This window comes from Stenotrophomonas sp. 71799_Sma (assembly GCF_056482505.1).
Window position 1 is genome coordinate 3912432 of the sequence record NZ_CM151202.1, and the last position, 20123, is coordinate 3932554.

The 20123-nt window shown below is 67.1% G+C and carries 14 protein-coding genes and 1 pseudogene; 4 read left to right on the top strand and 11 right to left on the bottom strand.

The annotated features are described in order from the left end of the window. Positions 1-177: 177 nt before the first annotated feature. The 3 genes from ACZK4Z_RS18165 to ACZK4Z_RS18175 form a co-directional block, all read right to left on the bottom strand. Positions 178-2241, bottom strand: coding sequence for a TonB-dependent copper receptor (locus tag ACZK4Z_RS18165; RefSeq protein ID WP_478450969.1), 2064 nt, complete (start codon positions 2239-2241; stop codon positions 178-180). 72 nt (positions 2242-2313) lie between these two features. Then, a complete protein-coding gene (locus tag ACZK4Z_RS18170) occupies positions 2314-2745 on the bottom strand; it encodes a DUF2946 domain-containing protein (RefSeq protein ID WP_478450970.1) in 432 nt (143 codons plus the stop codon). 619 nt (positions 2746-3364) lie between these two features. Beyond that, positions 3365-4348: a LysR family transcriptional regulator gene (locus ACZK4Z_RS18175; RefSeq protein WP_043403003.1), complete on the bottom strand. Its 984-nt coding sequence runs from the start codon at positions 4346-4348 to the stop codon at positions 3365-3367. A gap of 206 nt (positions 4349-4554) precedes the next feature. On the opposite strand from ACZK4Z_RS18175, the gene cysK reads away from it, so the two are divergent. Then, positions 4555-5514 (top strand): cysteine synthase A, encoded by a 960-nt coding sequence (gene cysK, locus ACZK4Z_RS18180; RefSeq protein WP_032127874.1) that lies wholly within the window; start codon positions 4555-4557, stop codon positions 5512-5514. Between the two features lie 275 nt (positions 5515-5789). After that, positions 5790-6389, top strand: coding sequence for an O-acetyl-ADP-ribose deacetylase (locus ACZK4Z_RS18185; protein ID WP_032127873.1), 600 nt, complete (start codon positions 5790-5792; stop codon positions 6387-6389). Between the two features lie 91 nt (positions 6390-6480). Here ACZK4Z_RS18185 and ACZK4Z_RS18190 read toward each other — a convergent pair whose 3' ends face one another. The 8 genes and pseudogenes from ACZK4Z_RS18190 to gap all read right to left on the bottom strand — a co-directional run bounded on the left by ACZK4Z_RS18190 (position 6481) and on the right by gap (position 18254). Then, positions 6481-7629 (bottom strand): ABC transporter substrate-binding protein, encoded by a 1149-nt coding sequence (locus tag ACZK4Z_RS18190; protein WP_478450971.1) that lies wholly within the window; start codon positions 7627-7629, stop codon positions 6481-6483. Between the two features lie 129 nt (positions 7630-7758). Then, the gene (locus ACZK4Z_RS18195; RefSeq protein WP_010481439.1) at positions 7759-8763 is read right to left on the bottom strand and encodes a class I fructose-bisphosphate aldolase; all 1005 of its coding nucleotides are present in this window, start codon (positions 8761-8763) and stop codon (positions 7759-7761) included. 196 nt (positions 8764-8959) lie between these two features. Beyond that, positions 8960-10426 carry a pyruvate kinase gene (gene pyk, locus ACZK4Z_RS18200; RefSeq protein ID WP_478450972.1) on the bottom strand — a complete coding sequence of 489 codons (1467 nt, stop codon included), beginning with the start codon at positions 10424-10426 and terminating at the stop codon, positions 8960-8962. Between the two features lie 180 nt (positions 10427-10606). Beyond that, entirely contained in the window at positions 10607-11260 is a 654-nt protein-coding gene (locus tag ACZK4Z_RS18205) for an HAD hydrolase-like protein (protein ID WP_125892696.1), read from the bottom strand. Beyond that, positions 11257-12432 (bottom strand): phosphoglycerate kinase, encoded by a 1176-nt coding sequence (locus ACZK4Z_RS18210; RefSeq protein WP_032127869.1) that lies wholly within the window; start codon positions 12430-12432, stop codon positions 11257-11259. Before ACZK4Z_RS18210 ends, ACZK4Z_RS18205 begins: the two co-directional genes overlap by 4 nt. 644 nt (positions 12433-13076) lie before the next feature. Then, entirely contained in the window at positions 13077-14453 is a 1377-nt protein-coding gene (locus ACZK4Z_RS18215; protein ID WP_125894141.1) for a DUF3999 domain-containing protein, read from the bottom strand. Beyond that, positions 14450-17124 (bottom strand): annotated as a pseudogene (locus ACZK4Z_RS18220) (DUF2339 domain-containing protein). Before ACZK4Z_RS18220 ends, ACZK4Z_RS18215 begins: the two are co-directional and overlap by 4 nt. A 125-nt stretch (positions 17125-17249) precedes the next feature. Next, the gene (gap, locus tag ACZK4Z_RS18225; protein ID WP_032127866.1) at positions 17250-18254 is read right to left on the bottom strand and encodes a type I glyceraldehyde-3-phosphate dehydrogenase; all 1005 of its coding nucleotides are present in this window, start codon (positions 18252-18254) and stop codon (positions 17250-17252) included. A 193-nt stretch (positions 18255-18447) separates the two neighbouring features. On the opposite strand from gap, the gene ACZK4Z_RS18230 reads away from it, so the two are divergent. Both ACZK4Z_RS18230 and ACZK4Z_RS18235 read left to right on the top strand, forming a co-directional pair. After that, entirely contained in the window at positions 18448-19077 is a 630-nt protein-coding gene (locus tag ACZK4Z_RS18230; RefSeq protein WP_125894137.1) for an OmpW/AlkL family protein, read from the top strand. Positions 19078-19297: 220 nt separating this feature from the next. Then, the gene (locus ACZK4Z_RS18235; RefSeq protein ID WP_125894135.1) at positions 19298-20116 is read left to right on the top strand and encodes a S1/P1 nuclease; all 819 of its coding nucleotides are present in this window, start codon (positions 19298-19300) and stop codon (positions 20114-20116) included. The last annotated feature ends 7 nt before the right edge of the window (positions 20117-20123 follow it).

Below are 20123 nucleotides of genomic sequence, written 5' to 3' on the forward strand. Positions count from 1 at the left end.
GCGCCGTGAACCCGTTCCGTGCAAGGCTGACCGCAGCGGTGTCGGCATGTGTCGAGGTGTATCCAGCCGTGCACCGCAGGCGTTGCCATCGTAGAGTCGAAGCTGCCCGGCAGAGGGCGTCGGGCGGGGGCGGATCCTGGCGGGGATCCGGCCCCGGTTTTTTTTACACCCGGCGGATCAGTACCGGTAGTTCACCTTCATCCACAGGCTGCGGCCCGGCTCGTTGATGCGCACCGGGTCAGCCGGGAAACCGAAGTCGGCGCTGCCGGCCAGATTCAGGTGCTCGCTGTAGGCACGGTCGAACAGGTTGTCGACGCCCGCGCTGAGCTGCAGCTGCGAACTGAAACGGTAAGCAGCGTTGAGCGCGAAGGTGGCGAAGCCGGCACTCGGCCCCAGGTCCTGCGCGACCACATTGCCATGGCCATTTGCGACACGATGCTGGTGGGTCACCGCGCGCAGCAGCGCACCGGCACTCCAGCGCTGGCCTTCCCAGTTCGCGCTCAGGCGTGCTTCCAATGGTGGCATCTGCGGCAGCGGGCGATGCTGGTCGCGGTTCTCGCCCCAGGCATAGGCCAGCGTGCCGCCCAGCTTCCACTGCTCGGCCACGCTCACTTCCAGGCCCGCCTCGGCACCGGCGATACGTGCATCAACGTTGCGGGCCTGGCTCATGCCCATCATGCCGCTGCCGTGGTAGGTGAACAGAATGTAGTCCTGGATCTGCCCGGCGTACGCCGAGACCCAGGCCTGCACACGGGGCCCCTTGTATTGCATGCCCACATCAAGCTGGGTGGTGCGCTCGGGCTGCACGCCGGTGAACGCGTTCACCGCACCGGCCGGGCCGTGGTTGGGCGAGAACAGCTCCCAGTAGTCGGGCATGCGTTCACTGTGGCCGAGGCCGGCGTACCAGGTCAGGCCATCGGCCAGGTCCTGCTCGTAGCGCAGGAAGCCGCTGCCAAGCCATTCCTTGCGCTGCAGGCCAGCGGTCGGGTTCGGCCGGTTGCCCATCATCCCGCGCACCGACTGCCGCTCATCGCGGACGCTGGCGCGGTCGATGCGCAGGCCGCTGATCCAGCGCTGGTCGGTGCCGGCGCCGAGGGTCAACTCGGTGAACACGCCATAGCGGCGGAAGTTGGCATCGGTTTCCCAGGCGGCCTGGCGGTAGGTGTCGCGGCCCATGCCCATGCGGCCACGATGGCGGCTGTCTTCGCCATCCATACCCGCCACCAGCTGCACATCCTGCCAGCGCCACTCGGAACTGACCCGGCCGCCCTGGGTACGGCGATCCACGTTCGACGCCATCGGCATCGGCATCATGCTGTGCGGGTTCGGCGTGCGCAGCGTGTAGTTGTCCATCACATGGTCGGCGTTGTTGTAGTACACGTTGGCCTGCAACGTGTCCCATGCCCCCAGCAGGTTGCGCTTCTCGAAACGCGCCGCGTAGCTGGTGCGTTCGAACGCGGCACCGTCCATGCCACGGCCCGCGTAACGCGCGATCGCATCACCGGCACCGGCGGAAATTTCCAGCAGCGTGTCGGCATCCGGCGTCCAGCCGATGGCTACGTCACCGTTCCACTTGCGCCACTTCGACGGCACCACGTCACCGTGGCCGTCCTTGTAGTCATCGGCTTCGGAACGGTTGCCGCTGGCGCGTACGTAGCCGGTCGGGTTACCCAGGGTCAGGTCCAGCACCTGGTCGTTGCGGTTGCGCGAACCGACCAGCGCACTGGCATCGGCACGCAGGCCCGGCTCCTCGAAGCGCGGCGTATCGCGCTCGAAACGCACGGTGCCGGCCGACGCGCCCGCCCCCCAGCGCACGCTCTGCGGGCCCTTGATGATGGTCAGCCGGTCGAAGCTTTCCGGCGCGATGTAGGACAGCGGATTGTCCATGCGCGACGGGCAGGCACCGATCAGGTTGCCATCGTTGCTGAGGATGTTCAGGCGCGAACCGAACATGCCGCGCAGCACCGGGTCGCCGTTGGTGCCGCCGTTGCGGATGGCGGAGAAGCCGGGGACGGTCTTCAGGTAGTCGGCGCCATCACTGGCAGGCACCGGCTGCCGCGGCAGGCGCGGATCGGTCACCCAGTGCAACGGGGACGACGGTGCGGCGGCGGTGACCACCATCGTGTCGAGGGTACGCGCCTCTTCGGCAGGCGCAGCGTGGGCCAGTGACGCGGCCACGGCCAGGCCAAGGGCAACCGGCAGGCGCGCGCAGGCGCCCGCGGGGCGGGAAGTCATTTTCATCGGAACAACTCCAAAGTACGCACGCGCGCACGGCGCCGGGTCAGGCGTCGTGCGGCAGATTCGATAGGGATATCAGCGGACGAAGGAGAGGCGCGGCGGCCCGCGCGCGGCATGCGCCGGCCAACGCAGTGCCGGCAGCACCAGTTGCGACCACGGGAACACCAGGCGCGGCCGCCACAGCAGCGGCAACAGCAGCACCAGCACCGCCAGCCACGGCAGCAGGCGCATGGCCAGCACGCAGTATTCGCAGGCTTCGCCGTGCATGGCGTGGGGGTCGGGCGGGCGGCTGGACGCGGCCGGCGCGGCGCCGTGCTGATCGTGCCCGGCCATGGCCATGTCGTGCATGTCATGGCCCATGGCGGCGTGGTCCATGCCTGCCATCGCGGCATGCTCCATCGGCTGCGCCTGCAGCGCGCGGCTGACCAGTGGCGCAAGCACCATCAACAGCGTCGCCAGGACGGCGAGCTGGAGCAGGAGGCGCTGCGGGCGGGACAGGCGGGTCACCCCGCTAGTTTAGAGCCGGGTCCAGGGTTGCCCGTGCGACGAACCGTCGCAGGAGGGGTTTTTCGGCAGGGCTGCGCCCTGCACCCGCAGAGGCCACGTCCACGGCAAGAGCCGAAGCAACATCAAAAGCTGGCTTCCTGTGGGTAGGCGGGGTGGGTCCGGTTGCGGGGGCCGCTGCAAGTACGTCCATGTAAGCTCGGTCGCCGCATCCATGCGGCTCACGCCCCCGCAACCGGACCCACCCCGCCTTCGACAGATTTCTGCGATCTGCAGTAGATCCACGCCATGCGTGGATGAATCTCCATCGGAATCGAATATTTCGAATTGGAATCGAAATGCATCCACGCATGGCGTGGATCTACCGTGTCGACCAAGGTCGACACCTACCAACAGCCGCCGGAATCTGTCAGAGGTGGGGCGGTGTGGGCAGGCAGGACCGTTGGCGCCATGGATGGCGCCATCGAGCCCCCATGGATGGGTTTACGGCGTGTCCTGCCTGCCCACACCGCCCCGCCATCCCACAGGAAACCCGCATTTGATGTTGATGTTGCTTCTGAGGTTGCCGGCCAGCGGCCGGCACTACCGCGGGTGCAGGGCTGCAAGCCCTGCTCGACCCACCTCACACCGTGATGGTCTGGGTCAGTGACTCCCACGTCGGTGGCACCGGCCACGCCGCCGCCTGGTTGCCATCCAGCACCCTGCGCAGATCACGCGGATCGATCTGCGGTGCCAGCACGTGCACCAGCTCCAGCGCGTAATCACGCAGCACGCGATCGCGAGGCAGCACCGCCCAGGCAATGCACTCAGTGATCGGCTCCGGGGCCGGCCACGACCTCAGGTCTTCGTCGTTGGAACTGACCGCCATCTCCGCCAGCAGGCCCACGCCCAGACCGGTACGCACGTAGGTCTTGATCAGGTCGGCATCGAGCGCGGTCAGCGCCAGATCCGGCACCAGGCCGTTCGCAGCGAAGGCGCGCTGCAACGAGGAATTCGGCCGGGTCGAGGATTCGTAGCTGATCAATGGCTGGCGGGCCAGCGCGGCCAGGTCTGGGGCGCGGCCGGCGCGGTCCAGCGGGTGGCCCTTGGGTACCACCACCAGGCGCCGCCAGCGGAACAGCGGCACCGCGATGCCATCAGTGGGCTCACCGCCAGCGGTGCTGATGATCGCAATATCGGCATCACCCTGGTTCAAGCGGTCCAGCGCGTCGGCTTCGCCGGCCTGCTGCAGATGCACGCTCACCTGGGGATAGGCCTGCTTGATCGCTGCCACCGCCGGCGGCAACACGAAGCGCGCCTGGGTGTGGGTGGTGGTCAGGATCAGCTGGCCCTGGCTCTCGCGGCGCTGGTTGGCCGCGTAGGTGCGGATGTTGTTGGCCTCGGCCAGCACCGCACGAGCGCGGGCGATGACCTCGGTGCCGGCCGGGGTGACCGACTCCAGGCTGCGGCCCTTGCGAACGAACAACAGGAAACCCAGCTCGTCCTCCAGCTGCTTGAGCTGCTTGGACAGACCGGGCTGGGTGGCGTGCACGCGCGAGGCGGCCAGCGTGATGTTCAGCTCGGCGTCGGCGATGGCAACCAGGTAGCGCAGCTGGGTCAGCGTCATGGGAGGCAGGCGGCGTGGGGCGGAGGTCCACTCTAGGGTCAATTGCCGTCACCAGCTTATAACCAAAGGTTGTTTAAGAAAGGTATCTGGTCATTTCCGGGCGTCATATGCCGGCGCTACGGTCAGCCGGCAGCCGCTGGCCTGAACAGCCAGCCCTCCCCTTCGCCCGCCGAAGCCCGGCGCGGCCCCGTTTCCGGAGCGCTTCCATGGCCCTGTACGACTCCATCCTCGATACCGTCGGCAACACCCCCATCGTCAGGCTGCAGCGCCTGGCGCCCGCGCAGGTCAGCGTCTACGCCAAGGTCGAGTCGTTCAACCCGGGCGGTTCGGTGAAGGACCGTCTGGCGCTGGCGATCATCCTCGACGCCGAGGCACGCGGCCTGCTCAAGCCGGGCGACACCATTGTCGAAGCCACTTCAGGCAACACTGGCGTGGCACTGGCGATGGTCGCCGCCGCGCGCGGCTACAAGTTCGTGGCCACCATGGTCGAGACCTTCTCGGTGGAGCGCCGCAAGCTGATGCGCGCTTACGGTGCCAAGGTGATCCTGACCCCGGCCGCCGAGCGCGGCAGCGGCATGGTGCGCAAGGCGGCCGAACTGGCCGAGCAGCACGGCTGGTTCCTGGCCAGCCAGTTCGCCAACCCGGCCAACCCGGCCTACCACCGCAACACCACCGCCGCCGAGATCCTGCGCGACTTCGCCGGCAAGCGGCTGGACTACTTCGTCAGCGGCTGGGGCACGGGCGGCACGCTTACCGGCGTGGGCGAAGTGCTGAAGGTCGCGCGCCCGCAGACCCGTATCATCGCCACCGAACCGGCCGGTGCCGCGCTGCTGAAGGGCGATGACTGGAAGCCGCACAAGATCCAGGGCTGGACCCCGGACTTCGTGCCGGACGTGCTCAACCGCGATGTGGTGGACGAACTGGTCTCGGTCGAAGATGACCGCGCGATCGCCACCGCGCGTCGCCTGGCTGCGGAGGAAGGCATCTTCGTCGGCATCTCCGCCGGCGCCACCGTGGCCAGCGCGCTGGACGTGGCCGCCCGCGCTGAACCGGGCTCGGTGATCCTGGCAATGCTGCCCGATACCGGCGAGCGCTATTTCTCCACACCGCTGTTCGCCGATGTGAATGAGGGTTCCGACGACGACTGGCTGGCCGGCCTGCCGTGATGCATCGGGTCGGATCCCTTTCCTGCAGGGAAAGGGCTCTGACCCGGTTTGCCAGAACCATGGATCGCAGGGGTCAGAGCCTTTTCCGTGCGGAAAAAAGCTCTGACCCCTTTCTGCTTCAGCCTGCGTGAAGGCGTCGCCCGCCATCGTGCGTGAAGGCCGTCGGATCGCAGCGCGTGAGACGGTCATGACGCAGTATCGATGCCCTGTCCCCTACCGTGGGAACAGCCGGCGCAGATGCTGCGCGGAACACCTCACAGGCAGGAGACGGACGCATGAAGATCGAAGTTTGGCAGGGCGATATCACGACCCTGGCGGTGGATGCGATCGTCAACGCGGCCAATGAAACACTGCTCGGCGGCGGCGGCGTCGACGGCGCGATCCATCGCGCGGCCGGGCCGGCATTGCTGGCCGAGTGCGAGCAGTTGCCGGAACTGCGTCCGGGCGTGCGTTGCCCGACCGGCGAAGTGCGCGCCACCGACGCTTACGCATTGCCTGCGCGGCATGTACTGCACACGGTGGGCCCGGTCTGGCACGACGGCCAGCGCGACGAACCGGCATTGCTGGCCAACTGCTACTGGAAATCGCTGCAGTTGGCCGAGTCGTTGGGCGTGAAGTCGATCGCGTTCCCGGCGATCAGCTGCGGTGTGTATGGCTATCCGCTGTACCAGGCCGCGCAGATCGCAGTGACGGAAACACTGGCGTGGCAGCGCAGCCATGCACAGCCGATGCGCATCGTGCTGGTGGCGTTCAACACTGCTACGGCGAAGGCCTACCAGCAGGCATTGAGCGCCGCGGGACAAAGCACGGACAACGAACCGCGTGGATCGATGCTGCCGCCTCTGGGCGATGCGGGCTTCGCCGCTGCGCACTGAACCGCAGCACTTCCGGTAAAAGGAAAGGCCGGGCATTGCCCGGCCTTTCCCATTGCGGCCTTGAGGTCATCCACGCTACGCGTGGATCACCTCAACGGCTGGCTGCTTCCACCGCAGCAGCGGCGTCATCGGCCACGGCAGCAGCTGCATCCGCAGCGGCGCGTGCGGCCGAGGCGGCAGCACCGTCGGCGCTGGCACCTTCGACCTGCACGCGCACTTCCACCAGGCCCGCACCGTTGTTCAGGCTGGACACGTCGACGGTGTAGTGACCGGCCGGCAGCGTCTCTTCCAGGCGTGCATTGGTGCCATTGCCACCGTCGTCGTCGGTCAGCTCAACGTCGCCGCCGACCACGCGCAGCACGGTATCGACCTGGCTGGAAATCGCGTCCAGGCGCACGTCGGCCGGACGATCCAGGGTCAGCAGGAAGCGGCGGCGGCCTTCGTTTTCGAGCATGGTGTACGCGCTGCCCGACTTCGGCAGTGCCGTGCCATCGCGATCCACCAGGTTGCCTGGCAGTTCAATGCGGGTGGCCGACAGGGTGAACATGCCATTGACGCCGTCGCCGAGGCCGCGTGCAGTCAGGGTGTACTTGCCCGGCTTCAGCGAGAGGTTCAGGCGCGAGTTGGTGCTGTCGCCGCCGTCATCGTTCTCGGCATCCACGCCCTGGCCGGACAGCTTCAGCACCGGATCGAAGACATCCGAGACCAGGCGGATCTCGTACAGGCCCGCCTTCTCCACCTGCAGGGTGTAGTCCTGCGAGTTGCTGGCCAGCATGTCGACGATCTCACCACTGCCCACCAGCGGCTTGCCGTCGTACGGCTTCAGCTTCTCGGCGCGCAGGCGGTACGGACCAAAGGCGCTGGGACCGTTGGCGTTGACCGCCACCTGGTAGGTGCCGCCACCGTTGGCACGGAAGGCCAGCGAGACATCGCCTTCGCGTTCGTAACCGGTATTGCTGGTGGACACCAGGCTGCCGTTGTTGAATACGGCAATCGAGCCGGTCAGTGCGCCGGTGAGCTTCAGGCCAACCAGCTCCCTGTCTTCCAGCTTGATCTGGTACAGCTGGTGATGGCTGCCATCGTTGAAGTTGATGCCGCTGCGCGAGGTGATCTCGCCGGACACCGGCTTGTCGAAATCGAGCGACGCGGCCTTGCCTGCGTCACCACCGCCACCGATGCGGTTGCAACCGCCGGCGATCAGGACCGTGGCGACGGCCAGTGTGATTGCTGCCAAACGCATGTTTTTTCTCCTTGGCCTTCCATGTATGTCCCGCACACCGGCCCGGTGCGTGGGGGCGGAAAAGATACCCGCAAAAGCAAACGCCGGCGTGATGCCGGCGTTGCCCTGTTCATCCTGCGATGGGACGGATCAACCGTTCCACTTGCCCAGCGCGGCCAGGCCGTTGTCCTTGGCGCGCTCGTACACGGTCTTCTGGGCGGCAGCGTAGTTGCCCTTCATGTCCTTGGCCCACAGCTTCAGCGCGGCCTGCTGCATGGCGCGGCCGTAGGAGAAGCTCAGCGGCCACGGCAGGTTGCCCAGCTGGTTCATCGCGTTCAGATGCTCGGTGGACTGCTCGTCGCTCTGGCCACCGGACAGGAACACCACGCCCGGCAGGATGGCCGGCACGGTGCTCTTCAGGCACATCACGGTCGACTCGGCCACTTCCTCGACGTCGGCCTGCTCATCGCAGCCCTTGCCGGAGATGACCATCGAGGCCTTCAGGATGGTGCCTTCCAGCAGCACGTTCTGCTGGTACAGGGCATCGAACAGCGAACGCAGGGTGGCTTCGGTGACTTCGTAGCAGGTCTCGATGTCGTGGTCGCCGTCCATGATCACTTCCGGCTCGACCATCGGCACCAGGCCGCATTCCTGGCACAGGGCGGCATAGCGGGCCAGCGCGTGGGCGTTGGACTCGATGCAGGTGCCCGACGGAATGCTTTCGCCGATGTTGATCACCGCGCGCCACTTGGCGAAGCGCGCACCCAGCTTGTAGTACTCCTGCAGGCGCTCGCGCAGGCCGTCCAGGCCTTCGGTCACCAGCTCGCCCGGGCAGCCGGCCAGCGGGTGCGCACCCTTGTCCACCTTGATGCCCGGAATCATGCCGTGGTCGGCCATGTACTTGGCGAACGGCACGCCGTCCTTGGTCGACTGACGGATGGTTTCGTCAAACAGGATGGCGCCGGAAATGTGCTCGTTGAGCTTCGGCGTGGTCAGCAGCAGTTCGCGGTAGGCACGACGGTTCTCCTCGGTGTTCTCGATACCGACGCCAGCGAAACGCTTGGCGATGGTAGCGGTGGATTCGTCGATCGCGATGATGCCCTTGCCCGGGGCAACCATGGCCTGGGCGGTTTCAGCCAGCTGTTCGATGCTCATGTACTTCCTGTGGCGGGTGCGGGAAAAACGTAAGTATAGCCCCGCCGCCCGTTGCACCGACGTGCAGGGCAGTCTGGAAACGATTCCAATGTCCGCACCGGACAGGCGATGTCCTGTTGCGCCGGGTCACGACCCCTTCGGGGATCTGACCCCGGGTCGGACCCGCGCAGCGGCTCCGACCCAGGGCCGCCTGGGTTTACAGATCGCCCAGGCCGCTGGCGCGGCCGTCTTCGCCCACTTCCAGCAGGCGCAGGGTGTTGGTCGCGCCCAGGGTTTCCATGTGCTCGCCGCTGGTGAACACCACGCGGTCGCCGGCCTGCAGCAGATCGGCTTCAACCAGCAGGCGGATGCTGCCGCGCGCGGCTTCGCGCGGGGTCAGGCCACGGCTGTCGAAATTGATCGGATACACGTCGCGCATCAGCGCCATCTGCCGGCGGGCGCCGTCATGACGGGTGACCGCGAACACCGGCGCCTTGGCGCGGAAACGCGACAGGTAGCGGGCGGTGCCACCGGATTCGGTCATCGCCACGATCGCGCGCACGCCCACGTGCTGCGACAGGAACATGGTGGCCATGGCGATGGCCTGGTCAGCACGTTCCAGGTTGCGCGGCGAGGCGTTGAAGTCGGTCTCGGTCTGGAACTGGCGCTCGGCGCCCAGGCAGATGCGCGCCATCGCTTCCACGGCCTTGACCGGGTAGGCACCGGCAGCGGTTTCGGCCGACAGCATGACCGCGTCGGTGCCGTCGATGACCGAGTTGGCCACGTCCAGCACTTCGGCGCGGGTCGGGATCGGGCTTTCGACCATCGACTGCAGCATCTGCGTAGCGGTGATGACCACCTTGTTCTGCGCCAGCGAGGCCTTGATGATCTTCTTCTGCAGGCCCGGCAGTTCGGCATCGCCGATTTCCACGCCGAGGTCACCGCGCGCAACCATCACCACGTCGCTGGCCTCGACGATCTCTTCCAGGTTCTCGATCGCCTCGGTGCGCTCGATCTTCGACACCAGCGCGGCATCGCAGCCGTGCGAGCGGGCGATCTCACGCGCGTCGTTCATGTCCTGCGCATTGCGGCAGAACGACACGGCGATGAAGTCGACACCGATCTTGGCGACGATGCCGATCAGTTCCTTGTCGCGCTCGGTCAGCGCGCCCAGCGACAAGCCGCCGCCCTGCTTGTTCAGGCCCTTGCGGTCGGACAGCACACCGTCGTTCAGTACGGTGTTGATGATGCGTTCGCCCTGCACTTCCACCACCTGCAGCTGCATCAGGCCGTCGTCGAGCAGCAGCACATCGCCCGGACCCACGTCCTGCGGCAGGCCGAGGTAGCTCACGCCCACCTGGGTGGCGTCACCCGGGCCGGCGCTGGTGCTTGCGATCAGGTCGAAGCGGTCGCCCGCCTTCAGCTGTACCTTGCCTTCGGCGAAGCGCTCGATGCGGATCTTCGGGCCCGGCAGGTCGGCCAGGATGCCCACTTCCACGCCCACGCGGGCCGCGGCAGCGCGCACTTCGGCAGCACGCTTGGCCTGGCCGGAGGGATCGCCATGGCTGAAGTTCAGGCGCACCACGTTGACGCCGGCGCGGAACAGATCCTCCAGCACGCCCGGCGGATCAGTGGCCGGACCGAGGGTGGCAAGGATCTTGGTGCGACGCTGACGCTCGAACATGGTGAATGGGCCTCTCCCGATAAAGAACGGAAATTAGCACATCCTTCACGCCGCATGTATACGGTTACAGCCTTGTGCCGCCTGACTTCGCGGGTCATCGAACGGACATCGGCCGGACATACGCTGGCGCAGGGTGGTGGTGGCGCCGGGCATGGCCCGGCGTTACCGATCAACGGCGCATCACGCCAGCAGCGTTTCCAGCTGCGCCGGCTCACGGGCCAGCTGCCCGGCACCGGCTTCGGTGAGTTCGGCCTCACCGCCAAAGCCCCACAACACACCGACGCTGCGCAGGCCATGGTGACGCGCGCCTTCAATGTCCATGCGGCGGTCGCCGATCATCCAGCACTGCGCGGGCTGCACCTGCAGCCGACGCAGCGCCTCACCGACCAGTTCCGGCTTGTGGCTGCGCGAGCCATCGAGGGTTGAACCGACGATCTCCTCGAACAGCCCACCGAACGGCAGGTGGGCAAGGATGCGGCGCGCGTGCGGCTCGTTCTTGGCAGTGACCACCGCCAGGCGATGGCCACGACCATGCAGCGTGCGAAGGGTGTCTTCCACCTGCGGGTACACCGTGTGCTCGCGCCAGCCCTCGGCGTCGAAGCGCTCACGGTAGTAGCCCACCGCCTGTTCCACCCGCGCCGGTTCACCGAACAGCGGCGCGAAGGTGGTGCGCAGTGACGGACCGATCCAGCCCAGCAGGGTCTCCTGCGATGGCACCGGATGGTCCATCTTCTGCAGCGCATAGGCGATGCAGGCGGTGATACCCACCTGCGAATCGATCAGCGTGCCGTCGAGGTCGAAGAACAGGACATCCTTGCTGCGGTCGGCACTCATGCGCCGCGCGCGTCGAGTGCGGCCACCGCCGGCAGGGTCTTGCCTTCCAGGAACTCCAGGAACGCGCCGCCACCGGTGGAGATGTAGCTGACCTGCTGGGCGATATCGAACTTGTCGACCGCGGCCAGGGTGTCGCCGCCACCGGCGATGGAGAACGCCGGCGAACTGGCGATGGCACGGGCCAGCGCTTCGGTGCCCTTGCTGAAGGCCTCGAATTCGAACACACCGACCGGACCGTTCCAGACCACGGTACCGGCCTTCCCGATCAGCTGCGCGTACTGCGCCGCGGTCTGCGGGCCGATGTCCAGGATCAGGTCGTCTTCGGCAACGGCGTCGACCGCCTTCACTTCGGCAACCGCGTCCGGCATGAACTGCTTGGCGGTGACCACGTCCACCGGCAGCGGGATATCGGCGCCACGCGCCTTGGCATCGGCCACGATCTTCTTCGCGGTGTCCAGCAGGTCCGGCTCGTACAGCGACTTGCCGACGTTGTAGCCGGCGGCAGCGATGAAGGTATTGGCGATGCCACCACCGACGATCAGCTGATCGACCTTGCCGACCAGGTTGGCCAGCAGTTCCAGCTTGGTGCTGACCTTGCTGCCGGCGACGATGGCCAGCAGCGGCTTGGCCGGTGCATCCAGCGCCTGCGCCAGCGCGTCCAGCTCGGCCATCAGCAGCGGGCCACCGGCCGCGACCGGGGCGAAGCGGATGACGCCATGGGTCGAGGCCTGCGCACGGTGCGCGGTGCCGAAGGCATCCATCACGAACACATCGCACAGGGCGGCGTACTTCTTCGACAGGGCTTCATCGTCCTTGCCCTCGCCGACGTTCATGCGGCAGTTTTCCAGCAGCACCAGCTGGCCCGGCTGCACGTCGACACCGTCGACCCAGTCGCGCACCAGCGGAACCTCGCGACCGAGCAGCTCGGACAGGCGCTGGGCCACCGGCGCCAGCGAATCGGCTTCGCTCCACACGCCTTCCTTCGGGCGCCCCAGGTGCGAGGTGACCATCACCGCCGCGCCCTGCTCCAGCGCGCGCTTGAGCGTCGGCAGCGAAGCGGTGATGCGCTGTTCGGAGGTGATGCGGCCATTCTCGATCGGCACGTTCAGATCCTGGCGGATCAGCACGCGCTTGCCGGAGAGGTCGAGGTCGGTCATGCGGACGATGGACATGGGCAACTCTTTGGCTCAGGGACGGGATGCCGGGCTACGGCAGACGGCCATTGTATCGGGTGCGGGTGGTGGGAGGGCCGATGCCTGCGGCAGGCAGAGGCGCACGGCAACGGCAACAGCAACAGCAACGGCAACGGCCAAAGCGCTGGCGCTTCGTGATGCTGGGGCTGGGCCGGGGTAGTGTGGGCTGGCAGGGGACGCCGTGAATCCGTCCCTGGAGGCTTGGCCGCGCCATCCATGGCGCGGATACCCCTGCCAGCCCACACTACCCCGGCCTCGAAAGGTTCATGAGGCGGAGCGGATGGCAAAGGCACAAGCAGTGTGTGGTGTCGGATGAAGAACGAAGAGGTCAGATCCGTTTTCCTGCGGAAAACGGATCTGACCCCGATGGCCGTCGAGCGAAGCGATCCGCTTCCGCCCTTGCTCTTCTTCTTTCTCTTCCGTGGGTGGACGCACACGGAAACTGTCAGAGGCCGGGCGGGGTGGGTTCGCGGGGGTGTCAGCCGCATGGATGCGGCTGCCAAGCCTACAAGGACGTACTTGCGGCGTCCCCCGCGAACCCACCCCGCCCGGCCAAGCGCGGCTTCTGCTTTTGCTTTGCACGACAAACCCCACCCACGAGGGGCTGCGCCGTTCGCCGGAACCTACGCCGAAGGCGCCGGCTTCTGCCGAAGCAGGCTGACCGCCAGGCCGCCAACAACCAACACACCCAGCCCCAGCAACGCCCACAGCAGCCACGACTTCCAGTCGTGCTGCGGCTTCAGTGCCGACTCACCGGCCAGCGGCTCCGGGCTGCCCTCCAGGCGCGCCAGCGTCGGCTGCCACGACGGATCATTGCGCTGCCGCAGCTCCTCGATCAGCACACCGATCGGCGCCTCCATCCGGCGCGCAGTCGAGCTGCCCACCGCCAGCGCATACGGCGCCGCGCCCTGGCTCAGGAACACCAACACTTCCGGCTGATAACCCAGACGCAGGGTTGGAGCCGTCGCCGTTTCAGCCGGATTCGCTACCAGCTTCCAGTAACGATCCCGATGCACACCGCCCAGCGGCTGCGCAGCCGATTGCTGACGCTGGCCCTGCGCGCCCTGCTGCAGCTGATAGGCAATCCACGGTGCACTACGGCGCTGCCATTCCGCGCTCTCGTCATCGCGGCTGAACAATGTCCACTGCACCAGGCTGTTGTCGGTGCTGGCCACGTCAGCACGCGCCGCCGGGAAGCGGCCATCCATCTCGAAGGTGTATTCGCCCTTGCGCTTCGAGGTCGGTTCCAGCGACAGCCACTCCCACGGCAGTGTGGCCGGTGCCGGCGGCAACTCGGCCAGTACGCTGCGCAGCGTTGGCAGACGGGCATCACCCTGCGCCAGCACGCGCAGATAGCGCGCTTCACCATCCACCTGCAGACGGCGCTGCAGCAGGCGCTTGCCGGCGCGCTGCAGATCCACCAGCGGAATGTCGCGGCCAATCGCACGCCAGTGCTGCAGGTCGTCGCTGACGTCCAGCTGCACCTGTGCCTGCAACGGCTGGCCACTGTCCGCCCAATCCAGCACCAGTGCCGCCAATGGTTGCTGGCCGAGCACGCTGGCATCGATCAGCCAACCGCTCTGCCCGTTCGCTACCGCGCCACCACCCACACGCGCCTCGACCCGGCGTACGCGACCATCGGTATCGCGCTCGGTCAGCAACTGCAGGTCGTTGCGCTGCGCTTCGGCCAGCGGCGGCAACGCGAACCACGGCAGCTCACGCTGCACCGGCGGCTGTGCCAGCGGCTGGTCCGGCGCCAGCAATGCCGACGGCAACGATTGGCCGGCGGCATTGAACACCTGCACATCGCCCAGGTCCGCACTACCGGCGCGACGGTAGATCGCCGGTTCCAGCACGACACGGTAGGCACCCGATTGTGCGCTGGACAACGTAAGCGGCCACTGCTCGGCGTACTGGGTACGGTAATCGGCGGCCTGTGCGGTGACGGCGGCCAGCATGCCGAACATCGCCGGCAGCAGCGCCCTGCTCCACGTCTTCATTGTTTTTCCTCCACGGTCGGCGCCGCGCTCGGCGGTGCCGGTGCCAGATAACCCACGACCGTGCACAGCAGGCCGTAGGCGATGAACGATGCGATGCCCAGCAGGTTGCCCAGGTGCTGGCGATCGACGATGACCAGCTTGGCCAGCACCACGCCCATCAGCACCGCACCCACCATCCACAACACGCGCTGGCCACGGCGCGAGCCCCACACCCAGGCAATCACGCCGAGCACGCTCCACAGCACGGTCAGGCTGGTCTGCGCCAGGCTGAAGCGCATCATCGACGCGTTCCAGGACAGGCCGCCCCACTGATGCACGCCATGCAGCACAACGCTGGTCAACGCGACGAAGGTTGCCAGTGACAGCAGCGGCATGCGGATACCCAGCAGCGCCTGCGGCGCCTGATCGCTGTACAGCCAACGCGCCAGCAGCAGCAGGCTCAGCCACTGCCCGATCTCCGCCGGATTCAGCACCGGCAGCCACAGTAGCGGCGCAGCATCGCCCGGCAGCAGCTGGCCGGACAGCCAGCCGATCGACAACAGGCCGAACAGCACGCACTGCAGCGGCTGGCGCACGCGGTCGAACGCTGCACCCAGCGGCCAGCGCAGCGCATTCCAGCGCCACAGCGACAGCGCCGCCATCAGCAGCCACGGCAGCGTCACCAGCAACGTGGTCCAGCCCTGTGCCAGCCCGGCTTCACCACCGCCCCACAGGGCCAGCAGCGAAAGCAGCGACGGCCACAGCAGCCACCACAGGAACTGCGCGATGCGTGCCACGGTATTGCCGCCTTGGCGCAGGCACAGCAGCGTGCGCACGCCCAGCACCGCGAACACCGCCCAGGCCAGCGCGCCGTAGCCGGCGAACGGCTGATGGTGCGCGTCGCTCTGTATCAGCGCCAGTGGGAAGCCCAGCGCCAGCATCGCGAGTGCGGTCACCCCCAGCGCACGCGCCGGCTGGCGCCGCTGTACTTCGGCGGCCAGCCATGCGGTAACGGCAGCCAGCACCAGCAGTGCATCCACTTCGGTGCGGTACGGGAAGAATCGGGTGATCTCGTGCACCAGACCACCCAGCCACCACAGCAGGCCCCACAGGTAGTAGACCAGGGCAATCTCGTGGCGCTGCCTGCGCTGGTAGCTCCAGGCCGACGCGAAGCCGGCAACGGCCAGCAGCAATGCACCGATCGCGGTCGGGTTGAGCAGGAAGCGCAGGTCCTCATGCCAGTGATCGCCACCGGCCACGAAAGCGAACGCCGCGCCCATCTGCAACAACGCACCGGACACCTGCGGCAGCCAGCGCTTCTGGCGCAGGCCCAGCCAGGCCAGGCCTGCACCTTCCAGCGCGAACACCGCGCCGGTGGCACGCGCCGACAAGGCCAGCGGCACCGCCAGCGTGGCGAAGCCCACCGCCAGCACCGCATGCGACTGCGCCAGCACGGTGTACGACGCGCGCGCAATCAGTGCCCGCGCCAGTACGGCGTAGATCGCCGCCAGGCCCAGTGCGCACAGCGCCAGCGTCATCGGCTGCTCGTGCAGCATGCCGGCCTGCAGCGAGAAGGCGACCAAGGGCGTACCGAACACCAGGCTGCCGTCGACCAGGTCACGCCGCCCGGCGGGCTGCCGGCGTGCGTACAGCAGCGGGATCAGCAGGTAGAAGGCGAAGAACAGCAGCAGGAACGGCTCGGTGCTGCTGAACTTGTCCGGCGCGTACTGCAGCACGCCCCAGAACGTACCGATACCGAAGGTGAAGGCGAAGCCCAGCAGGTTCAGCGCGCGCCACGGTCGGAACCAGGCAATGGCGAAGATGCCGGCGTTGAGCACCGCGTAGTAGCTGAACAACCCCACGTGGTTGCCGCTGCCAGTGGACAGCCACAGCGGTGCCATGAAGCCTGCGAGGATGCCCAGCACCGCCAGCGTGCGCGAGTTCTGCACCACCGCCAGCACACACAGCCCGGCCACCAGCGCGATCGAACTGGCAAAGGCAAACCCGGGGTTGAGCAGCTCGAACCGCTTGAACGCGGCGAAGATGGTCAGCAGCAGCACGCCGATGGCACCGCCCTGCAGCGCCAGTGCGAACAAGCGCCGGCGCTCGCGCTGATGCCAACCGAACGCCAGCAGGCCCAGCGCACCCACGGTGACACCGGCCAGGCGCAGCTCGATCGGCAGCACCAGCCAGCCCTGGTCACTGACGTACTTCAACAGCGCGGCAACACCGGCCAGCAGCACCAGCATGCCGATCTTGACCGGCACGTTGCCCTCGGTGAACCAGCGCTTGACCGCTCCGATGCCGCGCTCGATGAAGTTCGGCAGCGTCGGTTCGGAAGGCAACGGCGGCTGCACTGGCACGGGTGGCACCGGCGGTGGTGCGACCGGGCGCGGCGCCTCCACTGCCGCAGGCACCGGTTCGTGCACCGGCGGCGGCATTGGCTGGGGGGAGGCGGCGCGGCAGCCGCCACCGGCCGCAGGAACGGCGGATCGGCGCCAGCCGCAGGCATGGGCGCAGCCCGTTCCGGCGCAGGCTCGGCTGCAGCCGGGCGGGCGGCCGGCGCGGCGGCCAAGGCACCTTCCAGCGCGGCCACTCGGCGGCGCAGGCCGGCAATCATCACCAGCGCCACCACCAGCAGCAGCGGGATGGCCAGCAGAACCAGTACCACCAGGGCTATCAATGCTTCCATTGCATGCTTCCATTGCAATCCCGCGCCCCAGCGGCAGCGGTCGACCGCCCCATGCTACGACAGGGCTGGCCCCATAAACGACGAACCCCGGCCAGGCCGGGGTCCGTGCGCGATCTTGGCCGGCCTTACTTGGCGGCGACGACCTTGGCCATTTCCAGGCACTTGTTCGAGTAGCCCCACTCGTTGTCGTACCAGGTGACCAGCTTGACGAAGGTGCCGTCCAGGGCGATGCCGGCTTCGGCGTCGAACACCGAGGTGCAGGTCTCGCCGCGGAAATCGGTGGCCACGACCTTGTCTTCGGTGTAGCCCAGGATGCCCTTCAGCGGGCCTTCGCTCTGTGCCTTCACTTCCGCGCAGATCTCGGCGTAGGTGGCTTCCTTTTCCAGCTCGACGGTCAGGTCGACCACCGACACGTCCGAGGTCGGGACACGGAAGCTCATGCCGGTCAGCTTCTTGTTCAGTTCCGGGATGACCACGCCGACGGCCTTGGCCGCACCGGTGGACGACGGAATGATGTTCTCCAGGATGCCGCGGCCACCACGCCAATCCTTGTTGGACGGGCCATCGACGGTCTTCTGGGTAGCGGTAGCCGCATGCACGGTGGTCATCAGGCCACGCTTGATGCCCCACTTGTCGTTGATGACCTTGGCCAGCGGGGCCAGGCAGTTGGTGGTGCACGACGCGTTGGAGACGATTGCCTGGCCGGCGTAGGTCTTGTCGTTCACGCCGTAGACGAACATCGGCGTGTCGTCCTTCGACGGGGCCGACATGATGACCTTCTTGGCGCCGGCATCGATGTGCTTCTGCGCGGTTTCCTTGGTCAGGAACAGGCCGGTGGATTCGATCACCACGTCCACGTCCACTTCGTTCCACTTCAGGTTGGCCGGGTCGCGTTCCTGGGTCAGGCGGATCTTCTTGCCGTTGACCAGCAGGTCGTTGCCCTGCACCGCCACGTCAGCCTTGAAACGGCCATGCACGGAGTCGTACTTGAGCATGTACGCCAGATAGTCCGGCTCCAGCAGATCGTTGATGGCCACGATTTCGATGTCGTCGCCGAAGTTCAGCACCGCCGAGCGCAGGACGTTACGCCCGATGCGACCGAAACCGTTGATACCAACCTTGATTGCCATGTTCTCAAGCTCCTGCGGCCGCGACGGGTGCGGCGGGATGGATAGGGCCCACAAGTCTAGCAAACCGGGGCTGGCCACCGCGGGCCAGCCCCGGCAGGCAGCAGGCCGGCGGACAGGATTTGATCCGGATCAAAGCGTTAGCGCGATGTGAGGCCGAGACTGGCCGCATCCACCCAGCAATGAGATCACCCCCATGCGCAAGACCTCCCCCCTGATCGTGGCCAGCCTGGCCGCCGCCCTGTCCCTCGCCGCCGCCCCCGCCATGGCCCAGTCCAAGGGCGACTGGACCCTCTCCGCCGGCGTGCACCAGGTGGCCCCGAAGTCGAACAACGGCTGGCTGGCCAACCACACCCTGAAGGTCGACGTCGACAACGACGTCAAGCCGACCATCACCGGTGAGTACTTCATCGCCGACAACCTGGGCATCGAAGTGCTGGCCGCGCTACCGTTCAAGCACGACATCAACATCAACGGCCTGGGCCGCGTGGGCAGCACCAAGCAGCTGCCGCCGGTGGTGACCGTGCAGTACCACTTCAACAGCAAGGGCAAGGTGTCGCCGTTCATCGGTGCGGGCGTGAACTACACGACCTTCTTCAGCGAAGACACCACCGGTGCGCTGAAGGACAGCCGCCTGAAGCTTCAGGATTCGTGGGGCCTGGCCGCGCATGCGGGCGTGGACTTCGCGATCGGCGGGAAGGGCGCACTGCGCGTGGACATGCGCTGGATCGACATCGACAGCAAGGTGAAGTTGAATGGCGAGAAGATCGGCACGGTCAACATCGATCCGCTGGTCTACGGCGCTTCGTACGTCTTCAAGTTCTAAAGCGGTGTGTTGAGCGCGGGGGCTTCGCCCCCGCTCCCCCGCTACATGCAAAACCCTCGCAGCATGTTGCCCCGGTGATTGCCGGGGCTTTTTTGTTCCTGGGACTGAAGCGGTTTCGGAGCTGGGGCGAGGCGGGGAGCGGAGCCCCTCCCGCTGCGCTCCCACTTCGGAACAGGAACGCGCCGCTCTTCAATCCACCTGCCCCCGCTAGAATGTGCGCATGAAAGCCCTGCACTCTCTGTTCCTCGCCGCCGCCCTGGCGCCGGCCCTGCTGTCCGTCTCCGCCCCCGCCCATGCCTGGGGCGCGCAAGGCCACCGCCTTGTCGCCGAAGTCGCTGACGCCCGCCTCAACCCCACCACCCGCGCCGAAGTGGACCGCCTGCTGGCCACCGAACCGGACGCCACGCTGGCCAGCATCGCGCCGTGGGCCGATCAGCTGCGTGCCAAGGATCCGGGCCTGGGCCGTCGCTCGGCCGGCTGGCACTACGTCAACATCGCCGAAGACAACTGCCACTACGAAGCACCGAAGCACTGCAAGAACGGCAACTGCATCGTCGAGGCCCTGAAGGCACAGAGCGCCATCCTCGGCGACCGAAGCCTGACCGACGGCGAGCGCCTGCAGGCGCTGAAGTTCGTCGTGCACCTGGTCGGCGACATCCATCAGCCGATGCATGCCGGTTACGCCCACGACAAGGGCGGCAACGACTTCCAGCTGCAGTTCGGCAACCGCGGTACCAACCTGCACTCGCTGTGGGACAGCGGCATGCTCAACACCCGCAAGCTGGACGACGCCGGCTATCTCCCGCTGCTGCAGAGCCAACGCGCGCCGAAGCTGGCGCGCCAGTCCAACCCGCAGCGCGACCCGCAGACGTGGGCCGAAGCCAGCTGCCGCATCTCCATGCAAGCTGGCGTTTATCCGGCCTCGCGTAAAATCGGTGACGAATACACCGAGCGCTACCGGCCGCTGGCCGAAGCGCAGCTGCGACTGGCCGGTGAGAACCTGGCGCAGTTGCTGAACCGCGTGCTCGGCACGCGCTGAGGAGCGT

Bases quoted from the DNA above. Each gene is read 5' to 3' on its own strand.
- ACZK4Z_RS18175 (WP_043403003.1), bottom strand. From the start codon at position 4,348: ATGACGCTGACCCAGCTGCGCTACCTGGTTGCCATCGCCGACGCCGAG.
- gap (WP_032127866.1), bottom strand. From the start codon at position 18,254: ATGGCAATCAAGGTTGGTATCAACGGTTTCGGTCGCATCGGGCGTAAC.
- ACZK4Z_RS18215 (WP_125894141.1), bottom strand. From the start codon at position 14,453: ATGAAGACGTGGAGCAGGGCGCTGCTGCCGGCGATGTTCGGCATGCTG.
- ACZK4Z_RS18230 (WP_125894137.1), top strand. From the start codon at position 18,448: ATGCGCAAGACCTCCCCCCTGATCGTGGCCAGCCTGGCCGCCGCCCTG.
- ACZK4Z_RS18190 (WP_478450971.1), bottom strand. From the start codon at position 7,629: ATGCGTTTGGCAGCAATCACACTGGCCGTCGCCACGGTCCTGATCGCC.
- ACZK4Z_RS18235 (WP_125894135.1), top strand. From the start codon at position 19,298: ATGAAAGCCCTGCACTCTCTGTTCCTCGCCGCCGCCCTGGCGCCGGCC.
- cysK (WP_032127874.1), top strand. From the start codon at position 4,555: ATGGCCCTGTACGACTCCATCCTCGATACCGTCGGCAACACCCCCATC.
- ACZK4Z_RS18185 (WP_032127873.1), top strand. From the start codon at position 5,790: ATGAAGATCGAAGTTTGGCAGGGCGATATCACGACCCTGGCGGTGGAT.
- ACZK4Z_RS18210 (WP_032127869.1), bottom strand. From the start codon at position 12,432: ATGTCCATCGTCCGCATGACCGACCTCGACCTCTCCGGCAAGCGCGTG.
- ACZK4Z_RS18205 (WP_125892696.1), bottom strand. From the start codon at position 11,260: ATGAGTGCCGACCGCAGCAAGGATGTCCTGTTCTTCGACCTCGACGGC.
- pyk (WP_478450972.1), bottom strand. From the start codon at position 10,426: ATGTTCGAGCGTCAGCGTCGCACCAAGATCCTTGCCACCCTCGGTCCG.
- ACZK4Z_RS18195 (WP_010481439.1), bottom strand. From the start codon at position 8,763: ATGAGCATCGAACAGCTGGCTGAAACCGCCCAGGCCATGGTTGCCCCG.
- ACZK4Z_RS18165 (WP_478450969.1), bottom strand. From the start codon at position 2,241: ATGAAAATGACTTCCCGCCCCGCGGGCGCCTGCGCGCGCCTGCCGGTT.